Annotated in this window: 16 protein-coding genes; 2 read left to right on the forward strand and 14 right to left on the reverse strand. The window is 33.0% G+C overall.

The features are described 5' to 3' along the window. Positions 1–113 precede the first annotated feature (113 nt). From ACESR5_RS06990 to gmk, 12 genes are all read right to left on the reverse strand, one after another. Positions 114–1,010, reverse strand: coding sequence for a DegV family protein (locus ACESR5_RS06990; protein ID WP_373154833.1), 897 nt, complete (start codon positions 1,008–1,010; stop codon positions 114–116). 18 nt (positions 1,011–1,028) lie between these two features. After that, positions 1,029–1,622, reverse strand: coding sequence for a thiamine diphosphokinase (locus tag ACESR5_RS06995; protein WP_087296638.1), 594 nt, complete (start codon positions 1,620–1,622; stop codon positions 1,029–1,031). Further along, positions 1,619–2,263 carry a ribulose-phosphate 3-epimerase gene (gene rpe / locus ACESR5_RS07000; protein WP_087245214.1) on the reverse strand — a complete coding sequence of 215 codons (645 nt, stop codon included), beginning with the start codon at positions 2,261–2,263 and terminating at the stop codon, positions 1,619–1,621. Before rpe ends, ACESR5_RS06995 begins: the two co-directional genes overlap by 4 nt. Next, positions 2,256–3,131, reverse strand: a complete 876-nt coding sequence (gene rsgA / locus ACESR5_RS07005) for a ribosome small subunit-dependent GTPase A (RefSeq protein ID WP_087304149.1) — start codon at positions 3,129–3,131, stop codon at positions 2,256–2,258. Before rsgA ends, rpe begins: the two co-directional genes overlap by 8 nt. Positions 3,132–3,145: 14 nt before the next feature. Then, the gene (gene pknB / locus ACESR5_RS07010) at positions 3,146–4,963 is read right to left on the reverse strand and encodes a Stk1 family PASTA domain-containing Ser/Thr kinase (RefSeq protein WP_087304148.1); all 1,818 of its coding nucleotides are present in this window, start codon (positions 4,961–4,963) and stop codon (positions 3,146–3,148) included. Further along, the gene (locus ACESR5_RS07015) at positions 4,960–5,700 is read right to left on the reverse strand and encodes a Stp1/IreP family PP2C-type Ser/Thr phosphatase (RefSeq protein WP_087304147.1); all 741 of its coding nucleotides are present in this window, start codon (positions 5,698–5,700) and stop codon (positions 4,960–4,962) included. The genes pknB and ACESR5_RS07015 overlap by 4 nt, the downstream gene beginning before the upstream one ends. Continuing rightward, a complete protein-coding gene (gene rlmN / locus ACESR5_RS07020; protein WP_087304146.1) occupies positions 5,678–6,727 on the reverse strand; it encodes a 23S rRNA (adenine(2503)-C(2))-methyltransferase RlmN in 1,050 nt (349 codons plus the stop codon). Before rlmN ends, ACESR5_RS07015 begins: the two co-directional genes overlap by 23 nt. A 4-nt stretch (positions 6,728–6,731) precedes the next feature. Then, entirely contained in the window at positions 6,732–7,979 is a 1,248-nt protein-coding gene (gene rsmB / locus ACESR5_RS07025) for a 16S rRNA (cytosine(967)-C(5))-methyltransferase RsmB (RefSeq protein WP_191340918.1), read from the reverse strand. Between the two features lie 2 nt (positions 7,980–7,981). Then, positions 7,982–10,168 (reverse strand): primosomal protein N', encoded by a 2,187-nt coding sequence (priA, locus tag ACESR5_RS07030; RefSeq protein ID WP_373154836.1) that lies wholly within the window; start codon positions 10,166–10,168, stop codon positions 7,982–7,984. A gap of 99 nt (positions 10,169–10,267) precedes the next feature. Beyond that, a complete protein-coding gene (locus ACESR5_RS07035) occupies positions 10,268–10,699 on the reverse strand; it encodes a cytidine deaminase (RefSeq protein WP_087296644.1) in 432 nt (143 codons plus the stop codon). Positions 10,700–10,702: 3 nt separating this feature from the next. Then, positions 10,703–10,906 carry a hypothetical protein gene (locus tag ACESR5_RS07040; protein ID WP_373154838.1) on the reverse strand — a complete coding sequence of 68 codons (204 nt, stop codon included), beginning with the start codon at positions 10,904–10,906 and terminating at the stop codon, positions 10,703–10,705. Positions 10,907–11,000: 94 nt separating this feature from the next. Beyond that, entirely contained in the window at positions 11,001–11,561 is a 561-nt protein-coding gene (gene gmk, locus ACESR5_RS07045) for a guanylate kinase (RefSeq protein WP_087245196.1), read from the reverse strand. 93 nt (positions 11,562–11,654) lie between these two features. Here gmk and ACESR5_RS07050 point away from each other — a divergent pair, with 93 nt between their 5' ends. After that, entirely contained in the window at positions 11,655–13,295 is a 1,641-nt protein-coding gene (locus tag ACESR5_RS07050; RefSeq protein WP_087935479.1) for an NFACT family protein, read from the forward strand. On the opposite strand, the gene ACESR5_RS07055 is transcribed toward ACESR5_RS07050, so the two are convergent. Beyond that, positions 13,267–13,557 (reverse strand): hypothetical protein, encoded by a 291-nt coding sequence (locus ACESR5_RS07055; protein ID WP_087296647.1) that lies wholly within the window; start codon positions 13,555–13,557, stop codon positions 13,267–13,269. The genes ACESR5_RS07050 and ACESR5_RS07055 overlap by 29 nt on opposite strands. Before the next feature lie 72 nt (positions 13,558–13,629). Here ACESR5_RS07055 and pgeF point away from each other — a divergent pair, with 72 nt between their 5' ends. Beyond that, positions 13,630–14,385 carry a peptidoglycan editing factor PgeF gene (gene pgeF / locus ACESR5_RS07060; protein ID WP_373154840.1) on the forward strand — a complete coding sequence of 252 codons (756 nt, stop codon included), beginning with the start codon at positions 13,630–13,632 and terminating at the stop codon, positions 14,383–14,385. On the opposite strand, the gene ACESR5_RS07065 is transcribed toward pgeF, so the two are convergent. Further along, entirely contained in the window at positions 14,375–15,865 is a 1,491-nt protein-coding gene (locus tag ACESR5_RS07065) for an NAD(P)H-hydrate dehydratase (protein ID WP_373154842.1), read from the reverse strand. The two genes, pgeF and ACESR5_RS07065, sit on opposite strands and share 11 nt — an antisense overlap. Positions 15,866–15,881: the final 16 nt, after the last annotated feature.

The following is a 15,881-nucleotide window of genomic DNA, read 5'->3' on the forward strand; positions in this document are numbered from 1 at the left end:
CTAAATTCATTGTATCATTGGAGGCTTTTTACTTTCAACGCTCTAAGCTTAATTCTTTTACCACGCATATAACACGTGGTATTTTTAATAACAAAAAATCTTTAGGATTTCTCCTAAAGATCATATTTTTTTAAAATACCCACACCAATTGGATATGGTCCCGTATGCACACCAATTGTAGCGCCAATTTGTTGAATTAAAATAGGTTCATGGAAGTCTGGATAAGCTTGTAACATCACCTCTTGCAAGCTTTCTTTAAACTTTTCTCCTTCTTGTTGATCATAGCCATACCCAACACAAAAACGATAATCATTTGGTGAAAGCTGGTTATCTTTAAAATATTTTACAGTATGGTCAAGAACTTTCTTTTTAGATTTTTCACGTCCACGTGTAACACCCATTGCAAATATTTCACCATCATGAAGTACAATTAAAGGTCTAATTCCTAATGTTTTCGCTGCAACTCCAGCAACTTTACCAATTCGTCCACCATGAATGAGATATTCAAAATTTCCAACAGTAAAGAAAATACGTCCTGACGATTTGATATTTTCAATTTTATGAATCACTTCGTCATATTGATAGCCAGCTTCTTTCATTTGGGCAGCCTCAATAACCAGTAAACCTTGTAAAACAGTATTCACAGTAGCATCAATAATCATAATTTGACGTTCAGGATATTTTTCCTCTAATATCATTTTCGCATTCATGGCACTGTTATAGGAACCAGAAAATTTAGTCGTAATACATATACATATAATATCTTCCTGATTTTCCAGGATAGGTGTAAAAGTTTTTATATAATCTTCAATAGAAGGCATAGAAGTTTTAGGAAAAACATCTTTATGATCAACCATAAATTGATAAAATTCATGCACTTCTAAATCTTCTTTTTCTTTTTGATAGTGTTCATTATCAGTTGTTATATAAAATGGAACAACATGAATATGAAACTGATTCATCAATGACTGATCTAAATCACATGAACCATCTGAAACTATCTGATACATTCTTATTCCTCTTTTCCATTATGATATTGATTGAATACAGAGTACAGGTTGTGAATTTTCCACAATCGCATATTCTTCATTCATTTGATTGGATACACACAGAGGATCATTTCTTTTTAAGATGTAATGATCCAATGGATAATGACAATCTTTTAATGTCACGACGCTCTCATCAAAAGCAAATATTGAAAAATAATGATATTGATCTTTAGCAAGATAATGTTGACCTGGTTTTAAAACAAATATCTTGTTCCATTCATCATAGATCGTGATAGAGATATCCTGATATTTTTCTAACAAACATAGTACTGCCATAAAATGATCAATACGGCGATGTGTCACACCATATAAATCAATGGCATCATAACCCTTTTGAATAGCATATTGTATTGCCAATGCTGTATCAGTGTCATCTTTAATACTCGAATAACGCTGAATATTGATATCTTGAAGAATCTGCTCATTTTCAATAGAATCCATATCTCCAATAGCTATCACAGGTGTAATTCCCTGCTGGTATAAATGATAAACACCCTGATCGACACCAATATATTCAATTGTTGAATCTTTCACAGATCCAACATTGATTCCACTATAAATGCCTATTTTCATTTTAAAGAATCAATAGCTTCCTTTCTATTTTCAGCATTAAAAACATAACTTCCAGCAACCAGCACATCCACACCTGCTTCTCGACATAATTGACCTGTCGTAGCATTAATGCCACCATCCACTTCAATCAAATAATGACGATTCTGTTTTAACTGACAAAGTTCCTGTATCTTAGAAAGCGCCTGCTCTTGAAACGTTTGTCCGCCAAATCCAGGCTCAACACTCATAACTAATACTAAATCAAGATCATCTAAATATTGTTGAATTGATGAAATAGGTGTGTTTGGCTTTACACTTAGTCCTACATGTACGCCTTGATCATGAACATACTGTATAAATGTTTTCACTTCCTGTTCGTGATGAAAAGCCTCAATATGCGCTGTTATTAATGAAGCATGTGATTTTATAAATGCATCTACATATTGCATTGGTTTTTCAATCATTAAATGAACATCAAGATATAAGTCACTCACTTTTGCAATATCATTTAAAATACTATAACCAAATGAAATATTAGGTACAAAATGTCCATCCATTACATCATAATGAATCCAGTCTGCCCCACATTCACGAATAGAATCCAAATCTTTCTTGAGCTCAGCAAAATTAGCTGATAAAACTGACGGTGCAACTTTAACCATATTTTTTCTCCTTCAATAACTTACTTTCTTTTAAAAACATTAAATAATGTTCATATCTTTGAGATGATATTTCCCCTTGTTCAACAGCATTTTTCACTGCACAATGTGGTTCACTTTCATGTAAACATCCTCTAAACTTGCATTGTTTAGAAAGTTCATGAAAGTCATGATAACTTATAGCCAGATCCACTGGTTCAATATTTAATTCCAACGATGAAAAACCTGGTGTATCTGCAACATAACCACCATACATCTCAATAAGTTCAACATGTCTGGTTGTATGTTTTCCACGTCCTAAAGCTTTTGAAATTTCATTTGTATCAATCTGCAAATGAATATCCAAAGCATTTAATAAACTTGATTTTCCAACACCACTTTGTCCAGTAACAACTGTTACTTTATCTTTAAAAATATTCTTAACAGCCTCTATCCCCTGTTCTTGTTTAGAACTCACATATAGAACCTGATATCCTGCATCTTCATAAGGTTTCATTTGATGATATATCAAACTTGAATCCACAAGATCCATTTTTGATATACAAATAATCGGTTGAATCTGAAGATGTTCAATTAAAATCAAAAAACGATCTAACAGTAATAAATTCATATCTGGTTCTTTAGCAGAAAAAACAAGTAAAGCCTGATCGACATTACAGATTGGAGGTCGAATAAGACTGTTCTTTCTTGGTAACAGGGATAAAATGTATCCTTCAGTTTGATTTTCAATAGAGAATTCACAATAATCTCCAACCAATGGTTTTAAAGAATCTTTTCTAAATTTTCCACGGGCACGACATTGATAAACTTGTCCCTGTGACTTAACATAATAGAATCCTGCCAAAGCTTTAATAATTTGTCCTTTTTGCATTGTTTTTCTCTACCTCATTGTTGTCCTGTTATCTGATTTGTTCCTGTTACTTGTGAAGAAGACGGAGTGTCAGTACTTGGTGTCGTTGTATTATTATTTTCGTTTTCTGCAGGAGTTTCAGGAGTTTCAGGAATTTCTGGTTTTTTATCATAATAATACAAAACAATTTTTTCACCTTTTTTATAAACTGTTGTAAAAGCAGCAAGTGACTGTTCTTCTACAACATTGATTTTCATAGTTTTAATCTCTTCGACTGATGTTGGTGGTTCTAATACACTTAGCTCTACAGTAAATCCTGCTTCTGTCAAAATGCTTTTAGCTTTTTGAATATCTTGACCATAAACATTTGGAACCTCAGCACTGTATCCTTGTGAAACTGTCAATGTTATTGTTTTATTGTCACTATTTGGATCAATTTTCTCTCCTGCATCCAAAGATTGTTCTAAAATAGTTCCTTTTGAAGCTTCATCAATTCTATCTTCTTTATTGACTTTAAAGCCTAATTCCTCAAGTTGATCTGCAATAGTATCATAATCTTTACCGACATAATCTTCAATGACGATATATTGTCCAGAAGAAACAACCAAATGAACCTCATCACCTTTTTTAACATTTGCTTTTGCAAGAGGATCACTTTCAATCACTTTTCCTTCTTCAACATCATCACTCAATTCATAAGTGACATGACCTTTAACTTCCAAACCTCTATCTTCTAACAAAGTGATAGCTTCAGCTTCTGTCAAATTCACTACATCAGGCATTTCAAATGATTGTGAAGGTCGTAAAAGCAGAAAATAGACTGCAATTAAAATTGCTAATGCTGCAACAACACTACCACCAATAATCATCAGCATCTTTTTATGTGAACGTTTTGTTTCTTCTTCTGTTTCTTCTTCAATTGGTAAATGTGTCTGCGATTGTGTAAAAAAGTCTTTATCTTCAGCAACAATTGTTGCTAATTCATCATCTTCCTCATAATCAAATGTTATTTTTTCATCATTGATATGCGCTGCTTCCAAACAATGATTCAAATCTTCCAACATTTCAGAAGCACTTGCATAACGATCTTTTATATTTTTAGCAGTTGCCTTAATAATAATATTTTCAACCGATTGAGGGATAGATGGATTAAAAGCACAAACAGAAGGGATTTCATCACGCATATGTTTTAAAGCAATATTAACTGGAGATTCCCCATTAAATGGAACTTCACCGCGAAGCAACTCATAAAAGACAATTCCTAAAGCATAAATATCACTTTGTGCAGTTGCTTTCTCTCCACGGGCAATTTCAGGTGCCAAATAATGTAAAGAACCCATAATTGTATCTGTTTGTGTCACCTGTGATAATGATTGAATAGATGCAATTCCAAAATCACCAATTTTGACAACCCCACTATCAGTAACCATAATATTTTGAGGTTTTAAATCACGATGTATAATACCAATAGAATGTGCTTTAGCAGTAGCACTAACAACCTGCTTCATAACATCAACAGCTTCTACATAATGTAAAGCACCACGTTTATGAATCAATTCTTTTAAAGTTTGACCTGGTACATATTCCATGACAATATAATAGTCATCTTTTTCATCACCAACATCATAAATTTCAACAATATTTTTATGTGACAAAGCCGCAGCCGCACTGGCTTCACGATGAAAACGTGTCACATAAACCGGATCCCCAGTTAATGATGAACGCATAATTTTAACAGCCACTGTTCTTTTTAAAATTAAATCTTCAGCCTCATAAACATCAGCCATTCCACCTTGTCCAATTAATCTTTTCAATTGATAACGTCCAGCAATCGTTTTATTGATTGAACTCATAAATTAACAACTCCTTTTGTCAAAATAAGTGCAAAACTGATATTGTCTTGCCCACCATATGTATTGGCAGCATCCATCAACTGACTAGCCCTCGTTTCAATATCTTCCTGAGCATGCAAAATACTCATCATCTGTTCATCACTCAGTGAATTATATAACCCATCTGAACAGACCAATAAAAATCCATCATTGATTTGTTTTTCAAGAAAAGAAGGATTCAATGAATCGCTGACTCCTACAGCCTGTAATAAGATATTCTTTTGAGGATGAAATCTTGCTTCAGCTTGTGAAATTGTCCCCGAATCAACAAGAACATTCACCAAAGTATCATCTCTTGTTAATTGAATAAATTCATCAGTAACCCAATAAACTCTCGAATCACCAACATGAGAAATATAAATATTGTCATGAATACATAAAACAAGAACTATTGTTGTTCCCATACCTTCAAATTCTTGGGATTCATGGCTTTTTGATTCAACAATCATATGAGCATGTTGAATAGCTGATAAAATCCAATCATGAATTTGACTTGTATCAGTTAAAGACTCTTGTTGCTGATAATTTTCAATAATATCATCGCAAGCCATTTGTGAAGCAATTTCACCTGCGTTATGTCCACCCATTCCATCACATAAAACAACCAAACATTCATGATCACTTTTTTGATAGCAACGGACATAATCCTGATTCACTTTTCTCATGCGTCCAATATCACTTTTCATGATGACTTGCATGTTGTTCACCTACCTTCATGGCACGCAGTTGCCCACATGCCCCATCTATATCACGTCCATGTTCTTTACGTAAAGTTACATTCATTTTTAGACGCAATAACTCACTTTTAAATGCCTCAACAGTTCCTTTATCTGACTGTTGATATCCATGTTCATCAACAGCATTATAAGGAATTAAATTGACATAGGCATTAAGCCCTCTGATGTAATGAGCTAACTGTCTAGCATGTTTTAATTCATCATTAACTCCCTTTAAAAGAATATATTCAAAAGTCACACGACGATTCGTCTGTTGAATATAATTTTCAATAGATTGTCGTAACTGTTCCATTGGATAACGCTTATTGATGGGCATTAATTGATCCCTAATTTCATTATTTGGTGCATGTAAAGAAATAGCTAAATTGGTTTGAATTCCTTCACTGGCATAACGTTCAATCTGATGACATAAACCACAAGTAGAAATTGTGATATGTCTAGCACCAATAGCCAAACCTTTAGGATGATTAATAATACGAACAAAATCCATGACAGCATCATAGTTATCAAAAGGTTCTCCCGTTCCCATGACAACGACATGACTGATTCTTTCCTGTGTATCTTGCATAACTGTCAGTACTTGATTGACCATTTCTCCAGCAGTCAGGTTTCTTTGTTTTTTTAATAAACCACTGGCACAAAAACGGCATCCCATATTGCATCCCAACTGACTTGTGACACATAAACTTCTTCCATAATCATGAACCATTAATACCGTTTCAATAAAACCTCCATCTTCCAGTTGAAGAAGATATTTAATTGTTCCATCTTGAGAAACCTGTTTTGTTTCAATTTTCATTGGTCCAATCTGATAGATTTGAGATAATTTTTCTCTTAAATCTAATGATAAGTTATTCATCTGTTCAAACGATTGTACATTTTGACGATATAGCCACTCAAAGACTTGTGTTGCTCTAAATTTCTTTTCTCCAAGTTCTTTAAATTCTTCAATCATCTGTTCTTGTGTATAATCATAAATTGATTTCATATTTTCATTCCTTTTCTAATAGACACATATAAAAACCATCACTATGATACTGATATGGTAAAATTGTTAATTCTTTTCTTTTCTTCATATCAGGATACTTTGTCATGAATTTTTCTATTTGTTTTTCATTTTCTTTTTTATTGAGTGTACATGTACTATATACAATATTACCACCTTTTTTCAATAAAAAATATGCATTTTCTAATAATTTTTCTTGTATAGCTATCATTTCATCCATTGCCGAACTCTCATGATACTTAATTTCAGGTTTTCTGGCAAGAACTCCCAATCCACTACATGGTGCATCACATAGAATTTTATCAAAAGACTCAGCTGGATACACATCTTTAAGCAAAGTAGAGTCACCTACATGTGTATGCACATTTTTAACTTTAAGGCGTTGTATTTGCTGTTGAACCAAATCTATTTTATGCGCATATAAATCATAAGCTTCAATTGATCCCTGATTATTCATAAGCATCGCTAAATGCGTTGTCTTGCTGCCAGGTGCACAACACATATCTAAAACATAATCACTTGCTTGAGGATTCAATAACCTGGCTACAAGTTGACTAGATTCATCCTGGATTGTCACATACCCCTTTATGAAAGCTTCATCAGAAGCAATATGATGTCCTGAATAATAAAGACCATCAGGTGACAGTTTTGCTTCTTGCCACTTTGAATCTTTCAACAAAGCCTCTTTTGAAGTAAGCAATGTATTCACTCTCGCACAATGATGAGGCACTTCTAAAAAAGCATGACAAATACGTTTTGTTTCTTCATAGCCATATTGTTTATCAAACATTTTTACCAGCCATAATGGATGACTTGTTTCAATAGATATTCTTTCTAATGGTGGCAAATCATCCAACTGATAAGATGATTGAAAAGTCTTTTGTAAAATAGCATGGATAAAACGTGCAGTTTTCATTCCTTTTTTCTTTTTGGCTAATTCTACAGCTTCATTAATAATAGCATAATCTGGAATAGAATCCATCATTTCATGCTGATAAAGACTCATCAGTAAAAGCATCTTTTCATATGTTTTAACACGCATATGAAGATGTGGCTTTAATATATATTCCAATAACAACATATTTTGAACTGTTCCATAAACAACTCTTGTAATAAAATCTTTTTGTTGTCGTGTTAAATCATAACGATTAAAATAGGCATTAATGGTTAGATTTAAATAACTTTTATCTTGTTTAAATTTTAATAATATTTCTAATGCTATCTGTCTTTCCATAATTATATTTGTGAGTATGGATTAAAATCACAAACGATCCTTACCTTTCCTTTCTGTTGTTTATTATAATAATCATTCATAACGCATAAAGCCTCATAAATATCTTGTGAATGTAAAAATTTAACAAGTATACGTTCTCGATAAATATCCTGCATTTTATAGATTGCACTTCTAGCCGGACCTAAAATAACGGTTTGTTGACTATGTGCCAATAAATAATTTTTAACATCTATCGCAACACTATGTATAAGTTCCTCATGAGGCGATTGAATCAAAATGCTGACCATATGGCAATATGGCGGATATTTGGCTTTTTGACGATATTGCATTTCCTGGTGAAAGAAAGCAATATAATCATGTTTGGCAGCACAAGTAATGGCATAATGTTCTGGATTATATGTTTGAATAATAACATGTCCTTGTTTTTGCCCTCTTCCACTTCGCCCAGATACCTGACACAAAAGCTGAAAAGTTCTCTCACTGGCACGAAAATCTGGAATATTCAAACTTAAATCAGCATTTAAAACACCAACAAATGTGACATCTTCAAAATCCAATCCTTTCGCAATCATTTGTGTGCCTAATAAAATATTTCCTTCCTTATTTCTAAATCTTTCAAGTAATTTCAAATGACCATTTTTTTGACGGGTTGTATCCACATCATACCGAATCACTTTAGCTCCACAAAAAATCTTCTCTATTTCCTCTTCAATTTTCTGCGTTCCATAACCTACACTCTTTAAATGCGTTGAACCACAGTGAGGACAAACATGAGGATAATCTATCATATATTCACAATAATGACATTTTAATTTATGCTCACTGCGATGATCAGTTAAAGTGACATCACAGTGCGGGCATTTTAATACTTCTCCACAATCCTGACATTGTACATAAGAAGCATAACCTCTTTTATTTAATAACAAAATAACCTGTTCACCTTTATCAATTGTCTGTTGAATACTTTGTTTCATTTTTCTGGAAAATAATGAATAATTACGCTGACGTGTTTCTTGAATCATATCCACTATTTCTACTTGTGGTAATGGTTTTTGATTAATACGCTCAGGTAATTCATATAAATCATAAACCCCTTTTAAAGCTCTGGCATAGCTTTCCAAAGATGGAGTTGCACTTCCCAAAACAACACTGGCATGATGCGTTTTCGCACGCATTTTAGCAATTTGTGAGGTTAAATAACGTGGCTTTGCTTCCTGTTTATAGCTGGCATCATGCTCTTCATCTAGAATAATTATGCCTATATTTTCTAATGGCGCAAAAACTGCAGATCTGGCGCCCACAACTATTTTAACTTCCTGACGTTTGATGCGACGATACTCATCATATTTTTCACCTTGTGATAAACGGGAATGCAAAATCGCAACCTGATTGCCAAAACGTTGTCTAAAAACTTCTACCATCATAGGCGTTAGTGAAATTTCTGGAACCAGCATCATAACAGACTTATTTTGTTGAATATAATGAGCAGCTAAAGCTAAATAAACTTCAGTTTTCCCAGATCCTGTAACACCGTGTAATAAAGCAACTCTCCCTTGATGAGCCAAAATCCCATCCACAACTTTTTGTTGCTGTGTTGTTAATTGAATATGTTTTGATTGATGTTCAATTGAAAATGGCTGACGATAAACTTCTTTTTCAACAATTTCAATACATCCCTGTTTTTTTAAATTATCAAGCAAAGATCGACTGTATGGAATATCCTTAACAGGAATATCTGGATGTTCTTGTAAAAAAGCCATACATTCCTGTTGTTTGATTGTTTTGGCATAAGTTCCTTCAACAAGGTGAACAACCTGTTGTGTTTTGATACCTACTGTTTGGTGAGTACTCGGTTTTAATTGCGTTGGCAACATCGCCTGCAAACATGATATACGTGGGGATAATGTCATACGTGATAACTGATTAGCCAATGTCTGTAACTCTTCATTTAGTAACGGTTCTTCATCAATAACATCTAAAATATATTGATAGCGAAAACCAGCACGTTGTTCTAATTTTGATTTTGAAAAATGTGTTTCTTCAACATTTTCAACATAACCAATAATTTTTTGATAACCAAAACGAATCCATACACGTACACCTACAAGCAATGATTTTTCACTCAAATAATCAAATGTTGTATCCAGTGCATGTACAGGATGTTCAACTAACACTTTGACAATATACATATCCTCACCTGCCTATTGCACTATTCTATCATAAATTTACTTTTTTTAAAATAATTCCAAGTTCTTTTTCATTTATAAAGGACAGTCTTCATGACTGTCCTATTGATTTCCATTTTGATATCTCTCTTCTCCCCACCATAAAGGCAAAAGTTCCTTTAAAGTCACAGTTTCTCTCGTATCAAAATCGACCATAATTTCCATATCCTGATTTTTTTCATTCAATTGCATAAAAAACTCACGACAAGCTCCACAAGGCATCCCACTCCCGCCTCCATATGGAGGACAATCACGAAAAGCAATCATTCTTTTCACAATAGTCTGTTGACTTTGCATATACATATTCAATGCCGCAACTCTTTCAGCACATAAATCTAACACTCCACTACAGCTTTCTATACAAAATCCAGTATATATTTCACCATTTTCACTTTCCAAAGCACAAACGACATGATGTGCATAAATAAATGGTGAAACTTCATGAGGTTGATATTGTTCCTTAGCTTTCAAATACATCTTTTCCCAGATATCCATAATTTACAGTTCCTCCATCTTTTTGAGATCATAATCATGGACATATGTTTCTACATAACCACATTTTTTACAAATATATTGTTCAACCTTTAGCTTACGATCATCAACAACAATATCCTGATAAGCATTACGTCTGAAAACCCCTTTAGCTGGAACATAAAGAATATCCTGACTTTGACACTTAGGACAACATTGATTCTTTTTCATAAGATACCTCCTATACATTCTTAAATATATCATGTCATAAAAATGAAAACCCTGTCAATTCTTTTCTCAAACAAAAAAAACACCATAAGGTGCTTTATAAATTTTCTTTAATAATTTTAGCAATTTTTTCTTTTGCAGCAACAACATCATCATTTTCAACAACATACTTATATTCGTCTTTTGTTGCAATTTCTTTTCTTGCTTTTGCAAGTCTTTCTTGAACGATACTTTCTTCTTCAGTACGACGTCCACGAATACGACGTTCCAATTCTTCAAGTGATGGGGGTACTAAGAAAATGGTTAAAGCATGAGGACATTTTGCCATCACCTGCAAAGCACCCTGAACTTCAATTTCCAATACAACGTTTTTCCCTTCACTTAATAACTGATCAACATAAAATTGAGGTGTCCCATAATAGTTTCCAACAAACTGAGCATATTCAAGCAATTCACCTTTTTCAATTTTCTCTTTGAATTCTTCTTCACTCACAAAGAAATAATCAATTCCCTCTTTTTCAGTTGGACGAGGTTTTCTTGTTGTCATAGATATAGAATAAGCTAAATTTAAACTCTCATCTTTAAAAAGTTCCTGACGAACTGTTCCTTTCCCAACACCACTTGGACCACTTAGAATGATTAAAAGCCCCTTTTTCAATCTCTCCACCACCTTTTGAAACAATGTTACATGAATGAAACATTAATGTCAATTCTTTTTGAAATATGTTATACTATTTATCGGTGATGAAATATGGCTTATGACGGAATTATGCTATCTCGTGTTGTAGAACAACTACAAAATCAATTAACACGAGGAAAAATTAATAAAATCTATCAAATTTCTCAATATGAACTTTTATTTCATATTCGTTCACAAAGAGAAAATTTCAAATTATTGATTTCAATACATCCTGTATATGCAAGAATTCAATTAACCCAATTATCTTATCCAACTCCAGCCAGCCCTAATGCTTTAACAATGCTTTTGAGAAAGCATCTGGAAGGAGCTTATATTGAAAAGATTTCTCAGATTCAACTCGATCGTATTGTAGATATTGAACTGATTGGTGTAAATGAGCTCAAAGATACTGTCAAATATCATCTCTATCTAGAAATCATGGGTAAACATTCTAATGCAATCTTGACATATGACAACAATAAAATCATTGATTGTTTAAAACGTGTTTCTCCCGCTATGAGTGCTCGTATTTTACAGCCTGGAGCAACTTATAATCAACCACCTTTAATTGAAAAGAAAAATCCTTTTACAAGTGAATGGATGGAAACAGATAATCTGACAAAAACTTATCAAGGGTTTTCTCCTGAACTCTCAAAAGAAGTTCTTTATCGTATCCATCATGGAGAAACTTTTCAAGACATTATTCAATTATTACGACACTCACAAAATATCTATATCCACAAATATCAAGATAAGGAATATTTTCATATTATTCCTTTAACGCATCTACAGTGTAACGGAGAAATATATCCTCTATTTGATGGTTTAGATAAACACTATGATTTAATTGATGAAAAAGATCGTATCAAGCAACAGACATCTGATTTAGCAAAATTTATTCAAAATGAATATCAAAGAAACATCAATAAACTTAATAAATTAAAACAAACTCTTTTTGAATCACAAAACAGTGATGATTTACGCATTAAAGGTGATCTTTTATTTGCTAATCTCCATTTGATTTCTAAAGGACAAAAAGAAGTTACTGTTGAAAATTATTATGATGGTAGTATGATGACTATCGCTTTAGATGAAAGATATGATGGTAAAACAAATGCAAATAAGTATTATGCAAAATACCAAAAAGCCAAAAAAGCTTTAACGCATCTTCAAGAACAGATAAATATTGTCGAAAATGAAATTCTTTATTTTGATAGTCTTATCACACTGATGGAAAACGCTTCCTATTATGATGCATTAGAAATGAAAGAAGAATTAGAAAATTTAGGTTATTTGAAAAAGAAAAAAACCAAACAGGTGCATCGACCAAAAAAATTGCATATTGAACAATATCTTACTAAAGACAATATACAAATCTATGTAGGTAAGAATAACCTGCAAAACGATTATCTTACCTTTAAGATGGCTTCTAAAAATGATATGTGGTTTCATGTCAAGGACATGCCTGGAAGCCATGTCATTGTGCATAGTCAGAATCTAGATGAATATACCATTCGTTTAGCAAGTCAAATAGCTGCGTACTTTTCCAAAGGTAAACACAGTTCTTCAGTTCCTGTCAATTATACCTTGGTTAAAACGCTAAAAAAGCCACAGGGTGCTAAACCGGGACAAGTGATACTTTCACATTACTCAACGATTTACATTGATCCTGATGAAACTATTTTTAACGACATGAGAAAGGTGAATTCATAGAGTTCATATTTGGAGCATTGACAAATGTTTGCTCATAAACAGGATAAAATACTGGATAATACATGCAATGGTTGACACGACGACATTCAATTGGACAAATCACAGGCTGAGCAACAGGTGTAATTTGATTTGTCACACAAACTCTTCTAGGAGCTACTAAAGGTTGTGGACGTGGACAACCATTGATACTTCCAAAATTCATTTGTTGTCCTTGACATGAACATGAATTCATATTTTGACAACCACAAGATTGTTGAAACATAATTAATCCCTCCTTCACTTTAATGTATGTTATATTTTTAAAAGAGGTAGGGCAAATGAAAGGAGTTTTATAATGAAATTCATCAAATGGGATTGTTTTCATGAAATTGAAGCTTATACAACATGCAGTTATTGTAACGGAGAGCTCATGAATATGAGTTTCAATGGTATTGATGATCAACAGGTTTTAAAGAATCGAGAAAAATTAGCTCAAACTTTGCATACTGATTTAAATCATATGGTTGCAACACATCAACGACATACCACAAACTTTCTAAAAGTTCAACTTCAAGATGGAGGTAGAGGTATGTGGAGTCAAGAGGATGCATTTGACAATTATGATGCTTTGTATACACGTGATCGCCATTTATGGCTTTGGTCTTTTCATGCTGATTGCTGTCCTGTTTTATTATATTGCAGAGATCAGAAAATTGTTGCCGCTATTCATAGTGGATGGAAAGGAACCGTAAATGAAATAGTTGGAAAAGTCACAAAACATTTAATAACTCATGAAAATTGTAATCCTCAAATGATTTATGCCTATATTGGGCCATCCATTGAACAAAGAAATTTTGAAGCAAAAGATGATATTATTGATTTGGTTAAACAAATGTCTTTTGATACACATGATTTTTATATTCAAAAAGAAGATGGAGCTTATTTATTGAATAGTAAAGGTTTAATTCAACAACAATTGCTTAATCTTCAAGTGCCGCAAAAAAATATAACCATTTCTCCATACTGTACAATTGAAAATAAGGACCTCTTTTTCTCCTATCGAAGAAATAAAAGTCCTCATCGCAACATTACATTAATTTCTATGAAGTAACCTCCGGGTTACTTTTTATCATATTATTCATAGCTTTTGGAATAAATTCAATTAACTTTGAAGGAATCACAGTATAGGCTTCTTTAGCCAAAAGATCACCAGTATATCCATGTATGAAAACACCCAACATTGCAGCCTGTAAGGCAGGATAACCTTGTCCTACAAGACTTGTAATTATTCCAGCTAAAACATCGCCCATTCCTCCAGTTGCCATAGCTTTATTTCCTGCACGAATACGATATGATTCCTGACCATTTGTCACTATGGTATAAGGTCCTTTTAATACCAAAACAACATGGTGCTCTTTCGCAAAATCTTGAGCAACCAATAACATATCATCCTGACTGTCGAATGGACATAAACGCTGAAATTCACCTAAATGTGGAGTCAAAATAATATCTCGATTTTGCTGTTTTAATAAATCAGTATGTGCTGATAAAATCGTTAAAGCATCCCCATCTATAACGAGAGGTTGTTTTGTTTTTTCTAAAACATCAATAACATAACGATAACTATCTAAGCTTTGACCTAGTCCACATCCAATTAATATAGCATCATATCGAAGGAAATCTTCTTTCTGTAAAATAGGAGGCCTTAAAACTGCAGTTGCTTCAGGGCAGAACTGAGTTAATGCATGTATAACTTCCTGATCACTCATAACTGTCGTAATTCCACTACCACTATAAACACAACCTTTTGCACTTAACAGAGCTGCTCCTTTATATTCAATGCATCCTGTAATAAGGCAAGTATGTCCATATGTGCCTTTATATCCATCAAAAATTCTTTCTTTTAAAAGTGGAAACATCATTTTATCATCCGCCATCTGATACAATCCAGCTTCTTCACTCACATCATCAACATCTAGTTTTTCAACAATAACTTTTCCCGTAAAAAAATAACTATCAGGATTAAGAAATCCATTTTTTATAGCACTCAAAGTAATTGTTGAAGTTGCATAAATGACGCTTTGATATGGTTTTCCTGAATCACATTGAAGACCTGTAGGAATATCTACAGCAATGACTTCCTGATCATAGAGTTGATTAATACTTTCAATAACACTTTGATAAATACCTCGTGGTGAGCTATTCAACCCAAAGCCAAATATTGCATCAACAATTGTATCACAAGCCGTCATATAACCAATCAACTCTTCTAAATTATCCTGTTGAAATAAATAAACAGGAAGAGACAAATCATAACATTTCTGCAAATAATAAGCATTGGCTTTTGAAAGATGATTCGTGTTTTCAAATATAAAAACTTGTACATTCTTTTTCTGTTGATAAAGTTTAATAGCCAGAGAAAGCCCATCTGCCCCATTATTACCTGGCCCACAAACAATATTAAATGATTCACCATGGATATGTTTCAACAAACAATCACTTGCTTTATCAACCAATTGTTCAATTGTATAACCGTGTTTCAATAAACATTCATCATATCTTTTCATTAAAGTATGGCTTCCAATATACATATTCATCACCTGACCT

Source organism: Clostridium sp. AUH-JLR23 (genome assembly GCF_964238065.1).
In the GTDB taxonomy this organism is placed as follows: domain Bacteria; phylum Bacillota_I; class Bacilli_A; order Erysipelotrichales; family Coprobacillaceae; genus Allocoprobacillus; species Allocoprobacillus merdigallinarum.